Origin of the sequence: Mycobacterium kyogaense (assembly GCF_003254575.1) — a bacterium.
Taxonomy (GTDB): Bacteria; Actinomycetota; Actinomycetes; order Mycobacteriales; family Mycobacteriaceae; genus Mycobacterium; species Mycobacterium kyogaense.
In genome coordinates, this window is sequence record NZ_QJUA01000005.1 from 81089 (window position 1) to 100001 (window position 18913).

20 protein-coding genes are annotated in these 18913 nt (G+C 67.8%); 16 read left to right on the plus strand and 4 right to left on the minus strand.

Features of this window, described 5'->3' with window-relative positions; translation table 11 throughout:
- Positions 1–40 precede the first annotated feature (40 nt).
- From DMB80_RS05730 to DMB80_RS05740, 3 genes are read right to left on the minus strand one after another with little or no spacing between them, the layout of a single operon-like run.
- Positions 41–1702: a purine-cytosine permease family protein gene (locus tag DMB80_RS05730; protein WP_111508951.1), complete on the minus strand. Its 1662-nt coding sequence runs from the start codon at positions 1700–1702 to the stop codon at positions 41–43.
- 45 nt (positions 1703–1747) lie between these two features.
- A complete protein-coding gene (locus DMB80_RS05735; RefSeq protein WP_111508952.1) occupies positions 1748–2959 on the minus strand; it encodes an acyl-CoA dehydrogenase family protein in 1212 nt (403 codons plus the stop codon).
- Positions 2960–2970: 11 nt separating this feature from the next.
- Complete coding sequence (locus DMB80_RS05740; RefSeq protein ID WP_111508953.1) at positions 2971–4722, minus strand: CocE/NonD family hydrolase; 1752 nt, start codon at positions 4720–4722, stop codon at positions 2971–2973.
- A gap of 54 nt (positions 4723–4776) precedes the next feature.
- On the opposite strand from DMB80_RS05740, the gene DMB80_RS05745 reads away from it, so the two are divergent.
- The 10 genes from DMB80_RS05745 to DMB80_RS05790 all read left to right on the plus strand — a co-directional run bounded on the left by DMB80_RS05745 (position 4777) and on the right by DMB80_RS05790 (position 13987).
- Positions 4777–5376 (plus strand): TetR/AcrR family transcriptional regulator, encoded by a 600-nt coding sequence (locus tag DMB80_RS05745; protein WP_162938424.1) that lies wholly within the window; start codon positions 4777–4779, stop codon positions 5374–5376.
- Positions 5377–5462: 86 nt separating this feature from the next.
- Complete coding sequence (locus DMB80_RS05750) at positions 5463–6218, plus strand: YebC/PmpR family DNA-binding transcriptional regulator (protein WP_111508954.1); 756 nt, start codon at positions 5463–5465, stop codon at positions 6216–6218.
- 73 nt (positions 6219–6291) lie between these two features.
- Positions 6292–7431, plus strand: a complete 1140-nt coding sequence (locus DMB80_RS05755) for an FAD-dependent oxidoreductase (protein WP_111508955.1) — start codon at positions 6292–6294, stop codon at positions 7429–7431.
- A 159-nt stretch (positions 7432–7590) separates the two neighbouring features.
- On the plus strand, positions 7591–8178 hold the full coding sequence (locus DMB80_RS05760) for a helix-turn-helix domain-containing protein (protein ID WP_111508956.1): 588 nt from the start codon (positions 7591–7593) through the stop codon (positions 8176–8178).
- 41 nt (positions 8179–8219) lie between these two features.
- Positions 8220–9338, plus strand: a complete 1119-nt coding sequence (locus DMB80_RS05765) for an ABC transporter substrate-binding protein (protein WP_111508957.1) — start codon at positions 8220–8222, stop codon at positions 9336–9338.
- Positions 9339–9366: 28 nt separating this feature from the next.
- Positions 9367–10263, plus strand: coding sequence for an ABC transporter permease (locus DMB80_RS05770; RefSeq protein ID WP_111508958.1), 897 nt, complete (start codon positions 9367–9369; stop codon positions 10261–10263).
- The gene (locus tag DMB80_RS05775; protein ID WP_111508959.1) at positions 10260–11060 is read left to right on the plus strand and encodes an ABC transporter permease; all 801 of its coding nucleotides are present in this window, start codon (positions 10260–10262) and stop codon (positions 11058–11060) included. The genes DMB80_RS05770 and DMB80_RS05775 overlap by 4 nt, the downstream gene beginning before the upstream one ends.
- A complete protein-coding gene (locus tag DMB80_RS05780) occupies positions 11050–12147 on the plus strand; it encodes an ABC transporter ATP-binding protein (protein ID WP_111508960.1) in 1098 nt (365 codons plus the stop codon). The genes DMB80_RS05775 and DMB80_RS05780 overlap by 11 nt, the downstream gene beginning before the upstream one ends.
- A 27-nt stretch (positions 12148–12174) precedes the next feature.
- Positions 12175–13593, plus strand: coding sequence for an NAD(P)/FAD-dependent oxidoreductase (locus tag DMB80_RS05785; protein ID WP_111508961.1), 1419 nt, complete (start codon positions 12175–12177; stop codon positions 13591–13593).
- Positions 13594–13618: 25 nt separating this feature from the next.
- A complete protein-coding gene (locus DMB80_RS05790) occupies positions 13619–13987 on the plus strand; it encodes a cupin domain-containing protein (RefSeq protein WP_111508962.1) in 369 nt (122 codons plus the stop codon).
- Here the strand turns inward: DMB80_RS05790 and DMB80_RS05795 are convergent.
- A complete protein-coding gene (locus DMB80_RS05795; RefSeq protein WP_111509052.1) occupies positions 13968–14816 on the minus strand; it encodes an alpha/beta fold hydrolase in 849 nt (282 codons plus the stop codon). The genes DMB80_RS05790 and DMB80_RS05795 overlap by 20 nt on opposite strands.
- 63 nt (positions 14817–14879) lie before the next feature.
- On the opposite strand from DMB80_RS05795, the gene DMB80_RS05800 reads away from it, so the two are divergent.
- The 6 genes from DMB80_RS05800 (at position 14880) to DMB80_RS05825 (ending at position 18912) form a co-directional block, all read left to right on the plus strand.
- Positions 14880–15491 carry a TetR/AcrR family transcriptional regulator gene (locus tag DMB80_RS05800; RefSeq protein ID WP_111508963.1) on the plus strand — a complete coding sequence of 204 codons (612 nt, stop codon included), beginning with the start codon at positions 14880–14882 and terminating at the stop codon, positions 15489–15491.
- Between the two features lie 32 nt (positions 15492–15523).
- Entirely contained in the window at positions 15524–16105 is a 582-nt protein-coding gene (gene ruvC / locus DMB80_RS05805; RefSeq protein WP_082164106.1) for a crossover junction endodeoxyribonuclease RuvC, read from the plus strand.
- The gene (ruvA, locus tag DMB80_RS05810; RefSeq protein ID WP_111508964.1) at positions 16102–16689 is read left to right on the plus strand and encodes a Holliday junction branch migration protein RuvA; all 588 of its coding nucleotides are present in this window, start codon (positions 16102–16104) and stop codon (positions 16687–16689) included. The genes ruvC and ruvA overlap by 4 nt, the downstream gene beginning before the upstream one ends.
- Positions 16689–17765, plus strand: coding sequence for a Holliday junction branch migration DNA helicase RuvB (ruvB, locus tag DMB80_RS05815; RefSeq protein ID WP_111508965.1), 1077 nt, complete (start codon positions 16689–16691; stop codon positions 17763–17765). Before ruvA ends, ruvB begins: the two co-directional genes overlap by 1 nt.
- Entirely contained in the window at positions 17762–18148 is a 387-nt protein-coding gene (locus tag DMB80_RS05820; RefSeq protein WP_111508966.1) for a DUF1304 domain-containing protein, read from the plus strand. Before ruvB ends, DMB80_RS05820 begins: the two co-directional genes overlap by 4 nt.
- An 80-nt stretch (positions 18149–18228) precedes the next feature.
- Positions 18229–18912, plus strand: coding sequence for a hypothetical protein (locus tag DMB80_RS05825; RefSeq protein ID WP_111508967.1), 684 nt, complete (start codon positions 18229–18231; stop codon positions 18910–18912).
- Position 18913 lies beyond the last annotated feature (1 nt).

The following is an 18913-nucleotide window of genomic DNA, read 5'->3' on the forward strand; positions in this document are numbered from 1 at the left end:
GCGTGATTGTCGTCGCTCAGCGACGGCAATCACGCCGAAATCACGCCTGCGCGGGCAGGACGTGGTCGGCGACCTTGTCGGTGGACAGGCACAGCGAGCACACGAACCCATCGTGCGTCTCGCACTTCGCCATGTCGGGGCGCTCGTAATCGTGATGGCACACATGGCATTTGAGGTGCTCGCCGGACGGGTTGCCCAGCTCGTCGTACATCGGGAGATCGATGCCGTCGTCGGTGCGGCGCAAGTAGTACTTGCCACGGGTCGCCACGGCGAAGATGGGTGGTAGCACCAGGCCCAGGCCGATCGCGACCAGCGGTGAGTAGGGGCGGATCGCCTCGCCCAGGCCGCCGAAGAACGCCAGGATCGACACCCCGGCTGCAATCAGCATCGACCCGAAGCCGACCGGGTTGATCGCGTACAGCATGCCGCGGCGGAACTCGGGGGCCTGCGGGGAGATCTTCAGCAGGTACTTGTTGATCACGATGTCCGAGGCCACCACGACGACCCAGGCCATGCCGCAGTTGGCGTAGAACCCGAGGATGGTGTTGAGGAAGTCGAACATGTTGGCTTCCATCAGAATCAGCGCGATGAGCAGGTTGAAGCCGAGGAACACGAGCCGACCGGGGTAGCGCTTGGTGACGCGGGTGAACGAATTGGTCCACGCCAGCGATCCGGAGTAGGCGTTGGTCACGTTGATCTTGATCTGGCTGATCACGACCAGCACGACGGCCAGGGTCATCGCCAGCCAGCCGGGCAGGAAGTTCTCGTAGATCTCCAGGAACTGGTGCACGGGCTGATTGGCGACGCCCGCGCTGCCGGCGACGTTGGCGATCAAGTACACCGCGAGGAACAGCCCGACGATCTGCTTGATGGCGCCGAAGAACACCCAGCCCGGGCCGGCGAGGATCATCCAGGTCCACCAACTGCGGCTGTTCTCCGGCGTTTTCGGCGGCATGAAGCGCAGGTAGTCGATCTGTTCGGCGATCTGGGCGATCAGCGACAGGCAGACGCCCGCGGCCAGCAGTGTGTAGCCGAGGTTGAAACCCCCGTTGCCCTGCTCGCCCTGATAGGCGAAGAACTGGCTGACCGACTCGGGATGGCTGACGACGAGGTACACGAACGGTGCGACCATCAGGATGAGCCACAGCGGCGTCGTCCAGACCTGCAGTGTGGACAGCACTTTCATGCCGTAGATGACGAGCGGGAAAATGATCAGCGTGGATACCGCATAGCCGATCCACACCGGAATGCCGAGCCCCAGTTGCAATCCCTGGGCCATGATCGATCCCTCGAGGGCGAAGAAGATGAACGTGAACGTCGCCATGATGACGTTGGTGACGACGGAGCCGTAATAGCCGAATCCGCTTCCGCGCGTGATGAGGTCGAGATCCATGTTGTAGCGCGCGGCGTAGTAGGCCAGCGGGAAGCCGGTCAGGAAGATCACGACGGCGAAGATCAGGATGCCCCACAGCGCGTTGGTGGTGCCGTAGGAAATGCCGATGTTGGCGCCGATCGCGAAGTCGGCGAGGTAGGCGATGCCGCCGAGAGCGGAGATGCCGACCACCCTCGTGGACCACTTGCGGTAGCTGCGGGGAGCGAAGCGCAGCGTGTAGTCCTCGAGGGTTTCTTTGGTGGCAGTCAGCCGGTCGAGGTCGGCATCGGGTGCGGCGTTGCGCACGTCATCGCCGATTTCCTGGGTCATTCGGCAAAGCTAGGACTGCCCTGTTTCGCCGACGTTGCGCTCGTGTTAGCGAATGGGGAGCCCGGTGATCGCGCGCGCCATCACCAGGCGTTGGATCTCGCTGGTGCCTTCGAAGATCGTGAAGATCTTGGCGTCGCGGTGCATCCGCTCCACCGGGTATTCGCGGGTGTAGCCGTTGCCGCCCAGGATCTGGATCGCCTCGTCGGTGACGTAGACGGCGGCCTCGCTGGCCACCAGCTTGGCCATCGAGCCTTCGGCGGAATCGAAGGCTTTGCCATTGCGGGCCATCCAGCCGGCGCGGTACACCAGCAGCCGGGCGGCGTCGATGCGGGCCTTCATGTCGGCCAATTTGAATGCGACAGCCTGGAATTCGCCGATCTTGCGGCCGAACTGCTCGCGTTCGGTGGCGTAGTCGCGGGCGTACTCGTAGGCGGCGCGTGCCACGCCGACGGCCATGGCGCCGACGGTCGGGCGGGTGCGCTCGAAGGTTGCCATCGCGGCCTGGCCGGCGGCCTTCTTGCCGTCGCGCACCTTGGCGATGCGGGCGTCGAACTTCTCCTTGCCGCCCACGATCAGCCGGCCGGGGATGCGGACGTCGTCGAGTACCACCTCGGCCGTGTGCGAGGCGCGGATGCCGTGCTTGAGGAACTTCTGGCCCTGGCTGAGGCCCGCGGTGCCGGGCGGGATGATGAACGATGCCTGCCCGCGGGTGCCCAACTCGGGATGCACCGAGGCGACAACGACGTGCACGTTGGCGATGCCGCCGTTGGTGGCCCATGTCTTGGTGCCATTGAGCACCCACTCGTCGGTGGCCTCGTCGTAGCGGGCGCGGGTCAGGATCGAGCCGACGTCGGAGCCGGCGTTGGGCTCGGACGAACAGAACGCCGCGACCTTGGGATCGTCGACGGAGCCGAACATCTGGGGCACCCATTCGCCGACCTGCTCGGGAGTGCCGTTCGCGGCGACGGAGGCCGCGGCCAGGCCGGTGCCGAGGATCGACAGCGCGATGCCGGCGTCACCCCAGAACAGTTCCTCGAACGCGACGATCATGCCCAGCCCGCTGGGTTCGGCAGCCTGCTCGGCGAAGAACTCCACGGAGTACAGCCCCACCTTGGCGGCTTCCTGGATGATCGGCCACGGGGTTTCCTCGCGCTCGTCCCACTCCGCGGCGGCGGGGCGGACGACGTCGTTGGCAAACTCGTGGACCCACTTCTGCACGTCGAGCAGGTCCGAGGACAACTCCAGGGAGAACGTCATGCAACGGGATCTTACTCCGGAGTAAGAATCGCAGATAGGGACTGTGTTTCAGCTAACACGGGGATGAGCAGCCGTGATGCGGAGTGCACCGTGTTGAGGCTGCTGGTGCCGACGCTGGCGTGGCGGAAGTTCATGATCGCCGGCGTCTGCGGATTCTGGTCGTCACTGGTGAGCACCAGCTCGAGGCGGTGGCCCGCCGCGACGCGACGGGCGTTGGCGACCAGGGGAATGCGATAGACGACCACATCACCGACAGGCACCGCCACCGCGCGGTCGCACCGCAGCACGGGCGCCCCGTCGCGGCTCTGCGCCTCGTCGACCGTGCGAAGGCCGGCGCGCAGCCACCCGGCTGTCACCTCGGTGACGCCTCCGTCGGGGGCCACGTCGCGCAGCGTGGCCAGCCACGCGGTGTCGGTCGCGGTGGCCGCGGCATGCAGCCGCAGCTCGATGTGGCCGACGATGTCGAGTGCGGCAGGCAGCGGATCGGTGGTCCACGTGAGCGCGACGGGCGGATCGATCGGGCTCGACGTGACGCGGTTCAGGCCGGCGCCCAGCGTGAGGTACTCCCTCGTGCCGGGTGCGTCCTCGTCCTCGGAGAGCGCGCCGTCCGCACGCAAGGCGAACTCCCGATAGTCCGCGCGCGGCGGCCAGCTGCCGCTGGTGTGCCAACCGTCGGCGCCCGGCAGGACGTAGCGCACGGGTGGGCCGTCCATGATTCCGGTGTCGGCGCCCTTGAGCCAGTGGTCGTACCAGGCAAGCGCTTCGGTGTGCAGGCTCTCCCACGGCCAGGTCAGGCCGTATCGGCCCAGCATCGCCATTCGCACATTCGGGTTGTGTTGCAACGCTTTCCACGCGGTGAACGTGGAGGGCAGGTGTAGTGGCACGTTCTCCCAGTCGCAGCCGAGGTAGACGGGGATCTCGACGTTGCTCAGCAGCGGCAGCAGATTGCGCTCCTCCCACCACTCGTCACGCAGAGGGTGTCTGACCATCGTGTCGAGCCACAGGTCGTCCCACGGGTGCGGTTGATGCGGCACTTTGAGGAGCTGGCGCATCATCGTGACGGCCGCCTCGCCGTTCATCGTGGCGAACTTCGCGTGCACCTGGGGGAGGTTCAGGATGCGGCGGGCCACCGCCAGCGCAGGGTTGCGCCGCCAGAACGCATCGCTGCGGTCGGAGGTCAGTCCCATCATCGCCAGGAACGGCGTGATGAACGACGAACTCGCCAGGCCGTGGTGCGACGCCGCCTCGTAGAGATCGGCGGTCGCGGCGACGGGGAAGATCGCGCGCAGGTGCGGCGGCCGCTCGACGGCGGCCTCCAGCTGGGTCATCGCGAAGTAACTGATGCCGATCATGCCGACGTTGCCGTCGCACCACGGTTGGGCGGCCGCCCACTCGACCAGGTCGTACATGTCGTGTCGTTCCTGGGCGTCCATGAAGCCGAACACCCCGCCCGAGCCGCCGGTGCCACGCACATTGGCGATCACGTGCACGTAGCCGCGGGGCACCCAGAAGTCCGTCGCGCCCGCCTCGATGAAACCGGCGGGCGCGCCGAGGTCCTGCATCTGCCTGGGGTAGGGCGACGCGGCGATGAGTGCCGGGAACCGGCCGTCCTCACGAGGGAGGTGTACGTCAGCCATCAGGTCGACGCCGTCGCGCAGCGCGACGCGCTGGTTGATCAGGTGTCTGATGCCGAAGCTCGGCCGGCTCAGGTTGCGGTAGTCGCGCCCGGTGTCCTGAGGTCCGTTGAGCCGTCGTTCCGTCATAGTTTCACGGTATGGTGAAACTAATTTCAACGCAAGGTGAAACTCATGCGTACGATGCTCACCGTGTCGACCGTCCCGGGGCCCCGTGATGAACGTGGTGTGCTCGCTGCGCGCATCCTGACCGCGGCTCGGGAAGCGTTCGCCGACACCGGGTACGCCGGCACCACGATCCGGTCCGTCGCGCGGAGCGCCGACGTGGATCCGGCGCTGGTCTACCACTATTTCGGGTCCAAGGAGGCCCTGCTCGACGCCGCGACTGATCCGCCGCAGCGCTGGCTGGACGGGGTGGCCGCGACCTGGGCGACGCCGGTCGACCGGTTGGGGGAGGCGCTGATCCGGCTGATGCTCGGCGCGTGGGCCGACGACGAGATCGGCCCGGTGTTACGGGCGATCCTGCAGACCGCGGCGCACGAGGCGACCACCCGCGAGAAGTTGCGCCGCGTGGTGGAGAGCAGCCTGCTGGGGGTGTCGCAACTCGGAGACGACGACGCCGATCGCCTGACGCGCAGCGGGCTGATCTCTTCGCAGCTGATGGGCTTGGCGATGGTCCGATACGTCTGGCGCATCGAACCCGTCGCATCGATGACCGACGACGCGCTGGTGGCCGCGGTGGCACCCACGCTGCAGCGCTACATCGAGCACGACCTGGGGTGACGGGCACGTAGACTGGTCCATCGGACTTCTACGTAGGTCGACGTGACAGTCGATGTGAGTGTCGGTGTGAAAGAGGTAGCGAGCAGATGAGCGGCCATTCCAAGTGGGCCACCACAAAGCACAAGAAGGCCGTGATCGACGCACGTCGCGGCAAGAACTTCGCCAAGCTGATCAAGAACATCGAGGTCGCGGCGCGGACCGGCGGCGGCGATCCGGGCGGCAACCCGACCCTCTACGACGCCATCCAGAAGGCCAAGAAGAACTCGGTGCCCAACGACAACATCGAGCGCGCCCGCAAGCGCGGCGCCGGCGAGGAAGCCGGTGGTGCGGACTGGCAGACCATCACCTATGAGGGCTATGGCCCCAACGGTGTCGCCGTGCTGGTCGAATGTCTGACCGACAACCGCAACCGGGCCGCCGGTGAGGTCCGGGTCGCGATGACCCGCAACGGCGGCAACATGGCCGATCCGGGTTCGGTGTCCTATCTGTTCACCCGCAAGGGTGTGGTGACGCTGGAGAAGAACGCGCTGACCGAGGACGATGTCCTGGCCGCCGTGCTCGACGCCGGCGCCGAGGACGTCAACGACCTGGGCGACAGCTTCGAGATCATCTCCGAACCGACGGATCTGGTCGCGGTGCGGACGGCGCTGCAGGACGCGGGTATCGACTACGAGTCCGCCGAGGCCACGTTCCAGCCGTCGGTGAGCGTCCCGGTCGACCTCGAGGGTGCCCGCAAGGTGCTCAAGCTCGTCGATGCGCTCGAAGACAGTGACGACGTGCAGGACGTCTACACCAACATCGACATCCCCGACGACGTCGCGGCCGCGCTCGACGAGGAGTGACCGACCGCGCCGGCCGGCGATCGCCCGTTGCCGTTCCGTCTGGACGGTCAGCCACCGTTCGAGAGGTACGCGGATGAAGTGCGTCGTCGTCGGAGCCGGCGCCTGGGGTCTCCCGGCCGCGGCCGAGTTGTCCAGGCGTGGCCATCGGGTCACGTTGATCGACCGGCACGGGGTGGCCAACCGGCTCTCCTCGTCGGTGGGACCCACTCGTCTGTGGCGGCTCGCTGATCCCGACCCGGCGCGCGTTCGGCTCGCGGTCCGCGGTGTCGAGGCCATGCGCAGGGTCGCTGACCGTTCCGGTGTGACGGTGTTCCTCGAGCGTGGACTCCTGTGGCGCGACGATGTGTCACTGCCCGCGCTGACCGCCACGATGCAGGCACTCGACATCGATCACACCGTTGTGGCGGCGGCCGACGTCGCGCGCTTCTTCCCGTCGCTGCGCAGCGACGGTCGATCGGCGGTGTGGCAACCCGAGGCGGGGGTGGTCCTGGCCGCCGAGTCGCTCAGGGCGCAGCGTCAACTCTTCGAAAACGGCGTTGAGTCAACACTTCTGACGCGGTCGGTGGCGTCGGTGGAGCCGGATGCGCGGGTCGTGCTCGACGATGGGACGGTGCTGGCGGCCGACGCGGTCGTCGTCGCACCCGGTCCCGGTGCCGGTGCCCTCCTCGGTGGACTCGGCATCGATCTCGTCCTGCATCCCTACCTCGAGCAGGTGGTGCACTTCGGCGAGCGCGGCCGGCCGGATGCTGCCGACGACCTACCGTGTCTCTTCGACGGTCCCTCTCACGAGCGTCCGGGCATCTATGCGATGCCGACCCCGGGCGTCGGCTACAAGGTCGGTCTGGACCGCCCGTTGCGCGACTACGTCGAAAGCGACGACGACCGGACCCCGGACCCCGGCCGGACCGAGACCATCCGGCAACGCGTCGCCGCGGACATCGGCGCGGTGACACCGACCGTGCTGGACGCCCAGGTCTGCTCGTGGACCGACTCGCCGGACGGGCGGTTCGTGATCGACAGGCTGGACGGGGGAGTCGTCATCGCGTGCGGCGATTCCGGTGAGGGGTTCAAGTACTCGGCGTTGATGGGTGAGGTGCTCGCCGACCTCGCCGAGGGGCGCACGCCCGACGACGACGTCGCCGCCTTCTCGTCGGCCCGTTTCGCCGGCGGCATGCCCACCCGCGACGGACCCCACGCACTCGGCCGACACTGACTTCCACCATTCATGTGACTCAGGTCACAATCTACCTGCACGTGTGATCCACGCCTTGCGATTTGCGCGCGGGCTTCCTAGGGTTGACCGTCAATACGAACAAACTGTTCGCTGACACGCATCGTTGCGTTCTATGACGGGAAACGAGATTTTTGCCCGATGAGTTCAAACGCTGACCCCGGCCTGACCCCGGCCGATGCGCCGGATGCCGCGGTCGGCGGCCGCATCCGCCAGTTCCGGCTGGCGCGACAGCTGACGCTCCGCGACCTCGCAGACCGCGCCCGGATCTCGGCCGGCTTTCTCAGCCAGGTCGAACGGGGCCAGGTCAATGCCAGCGTCGGCACGCTGCGCCGGCTGTCGGAGGAACTCGGCGTCACGCTTCCGGACTTGTTCACCGACGAAGAGGTCGGCGAACTGCGCATCCTGCGCAAGGCTGATCGGCCGGTGATCGAGGTCTCCGACTTGAGCGCCAAGTACCTGCTCTCGCAGAAGCCGCTGCGCAACCTCGAGTTGTACGTCGGCGAGATGGCTTCCGGGGCCAGCGCAGGCGAGGCGTACGTCCACGGTGATGCCCAGGAGATCCTCATCGTCATCGCCGGCAGCCCGACTCTGGAGCTCGACGGCAGAACCTACGTGCTGCAGACCGGCGACAGCGCCGAATACCGCACCTCGACTCCGCACACCCTGCACAACCACAGTGACGCCCCGGCCGAAGTGCTGTGGATCGTCAGTCCGCCAACCAACTGAACGCCCCGCGACAACGACGTCGCCGACAAAAGGAGATCCGCATGGCCTCAACCACTTTCGTCAAGCGCCTGCCCGCAGTGCTGGCCACCGGTGCGCTGCTCACCGCGTGTTCGGGCGGACCGGGACCCGGCGCCGATGTCGACCTGGGTAGCGGTCCGCCCCAGGCCGGCGTGGTGAAGAAGGACGCGCTCAAGGGCGTGACACTCACCTTCGTGTCGTACGGCGGCATCTTCCAGGACGGTCAGACGCAGGCGGCGATCGAGCCCTTCGCCAAGGAGTCGGGCGCACGGGTGCTGCAGGACGGACCCACCGAGACCGCCAAGATCAAGACCCAGGTCGAGTCCGGAAACGTCACGTGGGACGTCGTCGATTCGACCAACGTCACCACCGCCCAGCACTGTGGCGACCTGTTCATGCCGATCGACACCAGCATCGTCGACGTCAGCAAGATCCCGCCCAGCGCCAAGACCGACGAGTGCTCGGTGCCCGCGATGGGCTACGGCTTGATCGTCGTCTACAACAAGGACAAGTACGGCGCCAACCCGCCCAAGTCGTGGGCCGACTTCTACGACACGGCCAAGTTCCCCGGCAAGCGGGCCATCGAGGGCATCGCGGGTGAGCTGGACATGGGCGTCCTCGAGGGTGCTCTGCTCGCCGACGGTGTCGCACCCGACCAGATGTATCCGCTGGACGCGCCGCGGGCCCTTGCGAAGATGGCCTCGATCCGTCCGGACATCGTGTTCTGGAACAGCGGGGCCCACTCGCAGCAGCTCATCGAGGCCGGCCAGGTCGACATGGCGCTGGTGTGGAGTGGCCGCGCGTACTCGGCGGTGAAGAACGGTGCGCCGTTCGCGCCGATGTGGAATCAGTGGATGCCGGAGGCCGACACGATCACGGTGCCCAAGGGAGCGAAGAACCCCAAAGCGTCGATGGCGCTGATCAACTACTACCTGGGCGCGGAGCAGCAGGCCAAGCTGTCGGAGCTGACGTCCTACAGCCCGATCAACGTCGACGCGAAACCGCAGCTCGACGAGCTGGCCAAGAGCTACCTCACCACGACCCCGGAGCGGGCGAAGGATCGCTTCCCGCTCGATGTCGCCTGGTGGTCGAAGAACAACGATGCGATGAACAGCGCGTACTCGGATTGGCTTGCCAAGTAGGGATTCTCGAGCGAGGACTGGGTAGACGATGACCGTGGTCGACGTTTTCGCCGGAGGCGCCGCGCCGCCTCGGTCGCGGACCGAGTCGGACGGGGCCAAACGGCGGCGCCGTGGCGCCTATGCGCTGCTGAGCCCGTCGGTGATCCTGGTGGTCGGCGTGTTCGTGGTGCCGCTCGCCGTCATGCTGTGGCGTGCGTTCACCGATCCGACGGTGGGCTTGGAGAACTTCGTCTGGTACGTCGGCGACCCCGTTCAGCGCGCGGTCCTGCTGCGGACGTTCACCACGGGTCTCGAGGTGACGGTCATCTGTCTGTTGCTGGGGTATCCGTATGCCTACGCGATGGTGTCGTTCGGACCGAAGGTGCGCGCCGCCCTCACCATGCTGGTGCTGGTCCCGTTCTGGACCAGCCTGATGGTGCGCACCTTCGCGTGGGTGATCCTGTTGCAGGACAACGGCCCCGCGCACGCGGTGCTCCGCCTGGTGGGGCTCGGAAACGTCCAGCTCATCCGCACCAACCTCGGCGTGGTGATCGGAATGAGCCAGATCCTGTTGCCGTTCATGGTGTTGCCGCTCTACGCGGTGATGTCGGGGATCGACCGGCGACTGATCCTCGCATCGTCGAGCCTGGGCGCACGGCCTCTGACGTCCTTCGTCCGGGTCTGGGCGCCGTTGACGATGCCGGGTGTGGGTGCCGGTGCGCTGATGGTCTTCATCAGCAGCCTCGGTTTCTACGTCACGCCGGCGCTGCTCGGGTCGCCGGACAACGCGTTGATCAGCCAGCAGATCTACGTGCAGGTGAACAGCCTCCTGCAGTGGGGCAGGGGTGCAGCGATGGGCGTCGTTCTGCTCCTGCTGACCTTCCTCGTCCTCGCGGTGCTCATGGTCGTCATACGCCGCGGCTCTCGCCAGGAGCAGTCGTCGTGACCCGGCACAGCGGAAAGTTCTGGCGCGCTGTCCTTGTCGTGTTCTGCGCGGCAGTCGCCGTGTGGTTGGTGGCGCCGTCGCTGGTCGTCATCCCGTTGAGCTTCACCGACCGGCCGACGTTCACCTTCCCGCCGACCGGGTGGTCCACGCAGTGGTACACCAACTTCTTCACCGACCCATCGTGGCTGTGGGCGCTGGAGGCCAGCATCCGTGTCGGTCTGCTGGTGGCCGTGGTCGCGACGATATGCGGTACCGCTGCGGCGGTGGCGTTCAGCCGCACGCGCTTCTTCGGCGACCAGGGCCTGCGGGCACTTCTGTTGTCCCCGATGATCGTTCCGGTGATCGTCGTGTCGATCGGCATCTACGCGATCTATCTGCGGCTCAATCTGCTGGGTACGACGTTGGGGTTCGTCGTCGCTCACAGCGTGCTGGCGCTGCCGTTCGTCATCATCCCGGTCTCTGCCAGCCTCGCCGGCTTCGACCGGCGCCTCGAAGACGCCGCCGCGGTGTGCGGCGCGGGCCGCTGGACGACGTTCCGCACCGTCACGCTGCCGCAGGTGGCGCCGGGTGTGCTGTCCGGCGCGCTGTTCGCGTTCGCCACCAGCTTCGACGAGGTCGTGCTGTCGCTGTTCATCCAGAGTCCGTATCTCCAGACGCTGCCGGTCCGGATGTACGCGTCGGTGACGCGCGATACCGACCCGACGATCGCCGCGGCGGCCACCGTCATCCTCGCCCTCACCACGGTCCTGACCGTCGTCGCGGGCGTCTACTCGAGCAGGAGGAACCGTGTCCGCTGACACCGCCACCCCGCACGGCGCATCGATCACGTTGCGGCGCTTGACCAAACGCTACGGCTCGGTGACGGCCGTCGACGCCATCGACCTCGACGCTCGGCCGGGGGAGTTCCTCACCCTGCTCGGACCCAGCGGATCGGGCAAGACCACCACGCTCAACATGATCGCCGGTTTCGTCGACGTCACCGACGGCGACTTGCAGATCGACGGCAGGCCGGTCGCGGACCTGCCGCCCTACCGCCGCAACATCGGCATGGTGTTCCAGCACTACGCCCTGTTCCCGCACATGACGGTGACGGGGAACGTCGAATACCCGCTGCGGCAACGAAAGATCGGCAAGGCCGACCGCGCCGCCAAGGTGGCCGCGGCGCTGCGGACCGTCGGCCTGCAGGACTACGGCAAGCGCATGCCCAAGGAACTGTCGGGCGGTCAGCAGCAGCGCGTCGCGCTCGCCCGGGCCATGGTCTACGAACCGAGCGTGCTGCTGATGGACGAGCCGCTCGGTGCGCTGGACAAGAAACTGCGCGACTCCCTGCAGTTGGAGATCAAGCGCATCCACGGCGAACTCGGCACGACGTTCGTCTACGTCACCCATGACCAGGACGAGGCGCTGGTGCTGTCGGACCGCATCGCGGTCTTCAACAACGCGCGCATCGAACAGATCGGCACCCCGACCGAACTGTACGAACATCCCAAAAGTGTGTTCGTCGCCCGTTTTCTCGGGGAGTCGTCCCTGTTCCACGGCACGGTGGGTGGCCCGCGGACCGTCGACGTCGGCGGCCGTCGCGTGGTGGCGGGGCGCGGCGACGCCGACTCCGGTGCGGCCGTCGCGGTCGTCGTGCGTCCCGAGCGCATCCGGATCGTCGTCGACCCGGGTGCGCCACCGGCCGGAAACGCCCTGCCGGGCAGGGTGATACAGCACATCTATCTCGGTAACTCGCGCAAGGTGGAGGTCCGGTTGCCGGATGACACCGTTGTGCTGGTGCGGGAGAGCGCGGGCAGCATCACCCGCGCCGAACCGGGGCAGGACGTCTGGTTGACGTTCGACCCCGACAACGCGGCGATCCTCCCCGCCGACGCCACGAACTGAGCATCACCCGAACTACAGGAGCACACCATGTCATCCGCAGGTCACACGCCGGGCAGTCTCGCCAACGACTTCGTCAACGGCAGTGTGTCGTACTGGTATCGCGCCGCGGGGTTCCCGGAATCGCGTCTGCCGCTGCCCGGTTCGCTCGACGTCGACGTCTGCATCGTGGGAGCGGGTTTGACCGGACTCTGGTCGGCCTACTACCTCAAACGCGAACAGCCTGATCTGCGTATCGCGATCCTGGAGAAGGAGTTCGCCGGATTCGGCGCATCCGGGCGCAACGGCGGATGGCTGTCGGCCGAATTGGCCGGATCGCGTGAGGCTTACGCCTCGACGCACGGGCACGACGGTGTCGTCACCCTGATGCGTGCGATGCGCGCGGCGGTCGACGAGGTGATCGGCGTGACGGAAGCCGAGGGCATCGACGCCGACATCGTCAAGGACGGACTGCTGCACGTGGCGCGCAATCCGGCGCAGATGGGTCGCCTGCGCGAGTCACTCGACTACGAGGCCCGCTGGGGTGCGGGACCGGAGGACTTCGTCCTGCTGACCGGCGACGAATCCAACAGCCGCATCCGGGTGGACAAGACGGTGGGCGCACTGTTCAGTCCGCACTGCGCGCGGGTGCAACCCGCCAAACTGGTGCAGGGGCTCGCGCGCGTCGTGGAGGCCATGGGTGTCGCGATCTACGAGCAGACCGAGGTGGTCCGGATCGAGGACCGGCGCGCGGTGACCAAGCGCGGCGTCGTGCGCGCGCCGGTGATCCTGCGCTGTCTCGAGGGATTCACCGCGACGATGCCGGGTCAGCGCCGCGAGTGGCTGCCGATGAACTCGTCGATGATCGTCACCGAACCCCTGCCCGAGGACGTCCTGAAGGACGTGGGTTGGGCCGGCGCGGAGCTGCTGGGCGATTTCGCGCACGGATACATGTACGCCCAGCGCACCGCCGACAACCGGATCGCTCTCGGCGGCCGAGGAATTCCCTACCGGTTCGCCTCCACGCTCGACAACCGTGGAACCACGCAGCAATGGACCGTCGACGCGCTGACGGCGCTGCTGCGCGACATGTTCCCCGCGGCGAGTCAGGTTCCGATCACACACGCGTGGTGCGGGGTGCTCGGGGTGCCCCGCGACTGGACGGCCACCGTCGACTTCGACCGCGCAACCGGTTTCGGCACCGCCGGCGGCTACGTCGGCAGCGGCCTCACGACCACCAACCTGGCCGGGCACACCCTCGCCGATCTGGTGCTCGAACGGGACACCGAGCTGACGCGGTTGCCCTGGGTCGGCCGGCGCGTGCGCAAGTGGGAGCCCGAACCGTTGCGGTGGCTCGGCGTGCAGACGATGTATGCGCTCTATCGCAACGCCGACCGCCGAGAGGCGGCCAACGGACTCTCGAAGACCAGTGGACTGGCGCGGCTGGCCAACAAGATCACCGGCCGCTGAGCGCCGACGACGACAGGACGACACGATGACCACACAGCACGTCGACGCCGATTCGCACCTGCGCCACGCCAATGCGATGACCGCGGAACTCCCTCTGCCCCAGGCCAAGCCGACCAGCTTGACCAACCAGTTCGAATCCACCCTCAACGTCTGGTCGGGCGACACCACGCACGCCGGCGTGTGGGAATGCGGCCCTGGCGAATTCACCGCCGACCGGTCCGCCGACACCGAGGTGTGCCATATCCTCTCCGGCTCGGGAACAGTCGTCGGCGAGGACGGGACGAGCGCGGACATCGGTCCCGGTTCGCTGCTGGTGCTGCCCAGGGGATGGCGCGGGACGTGGCGCATCACCGAGACGGTTCGCAAGACCTACGTCATCGTCGATTCGCGGTAGCTCCCAGGAACGCGCCGATCGCGGCCGCGGTGCGCTCGGGTTGGTCGAGCATCACCAGGACGTAGGCGTCGTCGACGAACTCCAGCCGGCCCTGGGGGAGCAGCTCGGCCAGGCGTCGTGCATGGTCGACCGGCATCACCGGGTTGTCGCTCCACAACACCAGAGCGGGCCGGTCGAAGTCGGCCAGTCGCTCGGTCGCCCTGATCAGGTCCGCCTTGTCGAATCTGGTACGGCAGTACTTGACCAGGTCGCGCCGGATCGCGGGGTCGGTCAAGCCGGCCGCCAGCCATTCATCGACAATTGTCTGCGGCACAGGTCTTTTCGCCATCATGCCGAACATCAGTCGCTGCTTGCGGAGCCAGCCGATCTGCAGTTGCCGCATCGCCAGCCACACCGTGCCGGTGGTGCGACTGGCCAGCCACGCGACCTTGCCGGGCCAGCCCGGCGGGAAGTTGTCGAACGCCTCCGACGGGCAGATCACCAATCGGGACACCCGCGTGTCCCGGCCGATGTCGGTGAGGAACAGGGCGCCACCCCAGTCCGAGACGACCAGGGTGACGTTGCCGAGGTCCAGGGCGTCGAGGAAATCCGCGACGATGGCCACCATTCCCGGCATCGTCAGATCGGCGTCCTCGCGCACCGGTACGCGATGGCCGCCCATCGGCAGCACGGGCAACAGGTAGCGGTACCCCCGCGGCAGGTGTGGCAGTGCCGTCTCCCACTGTGCGTCGTTCATCAGGAGTCCGTGCAGCAGCACCACCGGCGGCCCGCCGGGATCTCCTTCCTCGCGGTAGTGCAGGGTGCCTGCGGCGACCTCGACGGACTTCATCCGGACCTCCACTAGAACGATGATTCTAGAACGTATGCTCTAGCCTGGCAGCGGGAGGCGAACATGGCAAGGTCCACCCGGGAATCGATCCTGACCGCGGCCGCGGAACTGATGCGACACCGCGGCTACGCCGGGGTCGGCATGAAAGACATCGCCGAGGCGTCGGGCGCGCCCATCGGGTCGCTGTATCACCACTTCCGCGCGGGCAAGGTGGCGATCGCACGGGAAGCGCTCCTCAACGCCGGCGCGGCGTACGGCCTGCTCATCCCGACGATCATCGATGCGTACACCGATCTCGGCGAGGCGGTCGGCGGCGTCTTCGACCAGGCCGCCGAGGACATGGAAGCCACCGGTTTCGCCAACATGTGTCCGGTTGCCAGCGTGGCGGCGGAGGTCGCCGACACCGTCGAGGAGCTTAGGCAGACCACCCGGGACGTCTTCGACGGCTGGATCGACGGCGGCACCGCCTACTTCGTCGCCCGGGGTCTCGACGGCCGGCTCGCCCGAGACCTCACGGTCGCCTTGATCGGCGCCCTCGAGGGTGCGTTCCTGCTCGCCCGTGCGCTGCGCACGACCGAGCCGCTGCTGGCAGCCGGCCGCACGCTGGCGCCGCAGTACCGCGGAATCGCGCTGGCGCGCGTGTCCCTGCCGCCGACGGTCGGTGCCGAAAGCTAAGCTCTCGAACAAATGTTCTGTAGGAGGCTGGCGTGCGGGTGATGGGTGTCGACCCCGGGCTGACCCGGTGCGGGTTGTCGGTGATCCAGAGCGGGCGCGGCCGGCAGGTGATCGCGCTGGATGTGGATGTGGTGCGTACCCCGGCAGACCACCCGCTGGCGCACCGCCTGCTCGCGATCAGCGACGCGGTCGAGCACTGGCTCGACACCCACACCCCCGACGTCATCGCGATCGAGCGGGTGTTCTCCAACCAGAACGCCAACACCGCGATGGGTACCGCGCAGGCGGGTGGCGTGGTCGCGCTGGCCGCCGCCCGTCGGGACATCGACGTGCACTTCCACACACCCAGCGAGGTGAAGGCCGCGGTCACCGGCAACGGCCGGGCCGACAAGGCTCAGGTGACCGAAATGGTCACGAGAATCCTTGCCCTGCAACAGAAGCCGACCCCAGCCGACGCGGCCGATGCGCTGGCCCTGGCGATCTGTCATTGCTGGCGCGCGCCGATGATCGCCCGGATGGCCGAGGCGGAGGCGATGGCCGCCGAGCAGCGCCGCAAGTACAAGGCCACCCTCAAGGCGGCCAAGGTCTCCACGATGTCGAAGAGCGCGCGATGATCGCCTCGGTCCGCGGCGAGGTCCTCGACATCGCGCTCGATCACGTGGTGATCGAGGCCGCCGGGGTGGGCTACAAGGTGATGGCCACCCCGTCGACGTTGGCGACGTTGCGGCGCGGCACCGAGGCGCGGCTGATCACCGCGATGATCGTGCGCGAAGACTCCCAGACCCTCTACGGCTTCGGCGACTCCGATGCCCGGGACCTCTTCCTGACACTGCTCGGGGTGTCCGGTATCGGGCCGAGCATCGCGTTGGGTGCGCTGGCGATGTACGACGGCCCGACCCTGCGGGCGGCCATCGGCGACGGCGACGTGACCGCACTCGTCCGAATCCCCAAGGTGGGCAAGAAGACTGCTGAGCTGCTGGTGCTCACGCTGCGGGACAAGGTGGGTGTGTCGTCCTCGTCCGGACTCACCGCTGCCGGCGGACACGGCATCCGCGGGCCCGTCGTCGAGGCGCTCGTCGGGCTCGGCTTCGCGCAGAAGCAGGCCGAGGAGGCCACCGACAAGGTGCTCGCCAACGATCCTGAGGCCACCACCTCCGGTGCTCTGCGCGCGGCGTTGTCGATGCTGGGGAAGAAGTGATGGGCCGGTTCAGCGGAGATCAGGACGGCTCGCTCGACGACGCTGACGAGCGGGACGTGTCGCCGGCGCTGACGGTCGGCGAGGGCGATATCGACGCGAGTCTGCGGCCGCGCTCGCTCGGCGAGTTCATCGGCCAGCCGCGGGTGCGCGAGCAGCTGCAGCTGGTCCTCGAGGGTGCGAAGAACCGCGGCGGCACGCCCGACCACATCCTGCTGTCCGGGCCACCCGGTCTGGGTAAGACGTCGCTGGCCATGATCATCGCGGCCGAGTTGGGTTCGTCGCTGCGCCTCACGTCGGGTCCGGCGCTCGAGCGCGCGGGCGACCTGGCGGCGATGCTGTCCAATCTCGTCGAGCACGACGTCTTGTTCATCGACGAGATCCACCGGATCGCCCGGCCGGCCGAGGAAATGCTCTACCTCGCGATGGAGGATTTCCGCGTCGACGTGGTCGTCGGCAAAGGTCCTGGCGCCACGTCGATTCCGTTGGAGGTGGCGCCGTTCACCCTCGTCGGCGCCACCACCCGCTCCGGCGCGTTGACCGGGCCGCTGCGTGACCGGTTCGGTTTCACCGCGCACATGGATTTCTACGAGCCGGCCGAACTGGAGCGGGTGCTGGCCCGCTCGGCCGGCATCCTCGGCATCGAGCTGGGTGTCGAAGCCGGCGCCGAGATCGCCCGCCGGTCCCGTGGCACGCCGCGCATCGCCAACCGGCTGTTGCGGCGGGTCCGCGATTACGCCGAAGTCCGGGCCGACGGCGTCATCACTCGCGATATCGCCAAATACGCGCTGGAGGTCTACGACGTCGACGAGCTCGGCCTGGATCGTCTGGATCGGGCCGTGCTGACGGCGCTGACCAAGAGTTTCGGAGGCGGGCCGGTCGGCGTGTCGACTCTCGCGGTCGCGGTGGGGGAGGAAGCTACCACCGTGGAAGAAGTGTGTGAGCCGTTCCTGGTGCGGGCGGGCATGATCGCCCGCACCCCGCGCGGCCGGGTCGCGACCCGGCTGGCGTGGACCCATCTGGGTCTGACGCCGCCCAACGGAGCGGGCGCGCTGGGCCAGACGGGATTGTTCGAATGACCGCCGCCGCGCTGGTCGTCGCGGCGCTCGCTGCGATCCTGCACGTCTACATCTTCGTGATGGAGTCCGTGACCTGGACGTCGCCCCGCACGCGAGCGGTGTTCAGGATGAGCGAGGAGGAGGCCCAGACCACGCGTCTGTTGGCGCTGAATCAGGGCTACTACAACCTGTTCCTCGCGATCGCGACGGGCGCGGGCATCGTCGCGACGGCCGCCGGCGCCGACGCCGTGGGTGCTGCGCTGCTCTATGCCGGGCTGGGGTCGATGCTCGCCGCGGCGGTCGTGCTGGTCGTCTCCGCGCGGGACAAGGCCCGCGCCGCGGTGATGCAGGGGACGTTGCCGCTGGTCGCGATCGTGCTCCTGCTGCTGGCCTCAACCCTGTAACGATCGATTCCCCCCTCGGTTATCGCCGGTGGGGCGGGGGTACTCCTGTGTGCACGTCGGGCACGTCACAAGGAGGCATCATGATCGACACTCAGCGCCCAGACCGACCTCGCGGCGGTCGGATGACCATTCCCCGCAGCCGCGGCGCCGCCAGCGGCTTACTGCTCGTCCTGCTCGGCCTGTGGGGGGCGCTCGTCCCGTTCATCGGGCCGAACTTCGACTTCGCCTTCACCCCCGATCAGGCGTGGACCTGGACCACCGGCCGGGGCTGGCTGGAGGTGCTGCCCGGCATCGTCACGGTGCTCGGCGGTCTCGTCCTGCTCACCTCGCGTAACCGCGCGACCGCAGTGCTCGGTAGCTGGCTGAGTGTGGCCGGCGGGGCGTGGTTCGTGATCGGCCGGGCCTTGGCGGGCCCGCTCGGGCTCGGCGACGCCGGCGCCCCGGTCGCCGATACCGAGACCAAGCGGGTCTGGCTCGACCTGACCTACTTCTACGGGCTCGGCGCGGTGATCATCTTCCTCGGCGCGCTGGCGCTGGGCAGGGTCTCCGTGCGTAGTGTGCGTGACGTCGAATACGCGAACCGCCCCGCCGCCGTCGATGCCCCCACCCACACCGGCCCCGTCCCGGTGACCGATCGAACGGCGACCGCCCCGGTGAGCGCGCAGCCCACCGAGGTGGTCGGTCCGCAGGAGCGGGCACCGCGGCGCGGTCTGCGCGGCCGCCTGTTCGGCGGCCGGCGCGACCGCAACCTGGTGCACCACTGAT

Excerpts from the sequence above, each read along its gene's own strand:
- DMB80_RS05730 (WP_111508951.1), bottom strand. The coding sequence starts at position 1,702 with ATGACCCAGGAAATCGGCGATGACGTGCGCAACGCCGCACCCGATGCC.
- DMB80_RS05740 (WP_111508953.1), bottom strand. The coding sequence starts at position 4,722 with ATGACGGAACGACGGCTCAACGGACCTCAGGACACCGGGCGCGACTAC.
- DMB80_RS05745 (WP_162938424.1), top strand. The coding sequence starts at position 4,777 with ATGCTCACCGTGTCGACCGTCCCGGGGCCCCGTGATGAACGTGGTGTG.
- ruvA (WP_111508964.1), top strand. The coding sequence starts at position 16,102 with ATGATCGCCTCGGTCCGCGGCGAGGTCCTCGACATCGCGCTCGATCAC.
- DMB80_RS05765 (WP_111508957.1), top strand. The coding sequence starts at position 8,220 with ATGGCCTCAACCACTTTCGTCAAGCGCCTGCCCGCAGTGCTGGCCACC.
- DMB80_RS05785 (WP_111508961.1), top strand. The coding sequence starts at position 12,175 with ATGTCATCCGCAGGTCACACGCCGGGCAGTCTCGCCAACGACTTCGTC.
- DMB80_RS05800 (WP_111508963.1), top strand. The coding sequence starts at position 14,880 with ATGGCAAGGTCCACCCGGGAATCGATCCTGACCGCGGCCGCGGAACTG.
- DMB80_RS05820 (WP_111508966.1), top strand. The coding sequence starts at position 17,762 with ATGACCGCCGCCGCGCTGGTCGTCGCGGCGCTCGCTGCGATCCTGCAC.
- DMB80_RS05795 (WP_111509052.1), bottom strand. The coding sequence starts at position 14,816 with ATGAAGTCCGTCGAGGTCGCCGCAGGCACCCTGCACTACCGCGAGGAA.
- DMB80_RS05735 (WP_111508952.1), bottom strand. The coding sequence starts at position 2,959 with ATGACGTTCTCCCTGGAGTTGTCCTCGGACCTGCTCGACGTGCAGAAG.
- DMB80_RS05750 (WP_111508954.1), top strand. The coding sequence starts at position 5,463 with ATGAGCGGCCATTCCAAGTGGGCCACCACAAAGCACAAGAAGGCCGTG.
- DMB80_RS05770 (WP_111508958.1), top strand. The coding sequence starts at position 9,367 with ATGACCGTGGTCGACGTTTTCGCCGGAGGCGCCGCGCCGCCTCGGTCG.
- DMB80_RS05755 (WP_111508955.1), top strand. The coding sequence starts at position 6,292 with ATGAAGTGCGTCGTCGTCGGAGCCGGCGCCTGGGGTCTCCCGGCCGCG.
- DMB80_RS05825 (WP_111508967.1), top strand. The coding sequence starts at position 18,229 with ATGATCGACACTCAGCGCCCAGACCGACCTCGCGGCGGTCGGATGACC.
- ruvB (WP_111508965.1), top strand. The coding sequence starts at position 16,689 with ATGGGCCGGTTCAGCGGAGATCAGGACGGCTCGCTCGACGACGCTGAC.
- DMB80_RS05790 (WP_111508962.1), top strand. The coding sequence starts at position 13,619 with ATGACCACACAGCACGTCGACGCCGATTCGCACCTGCGCCACGCCAAT.
- DMB80_RS05760 (WP_111508956.1), top strand. The coding sequence starts at position 7,591 with ATGAGTTCAAACGCTGACCCCGGCCTGACCCCGGCCGATGCGCCGGAT.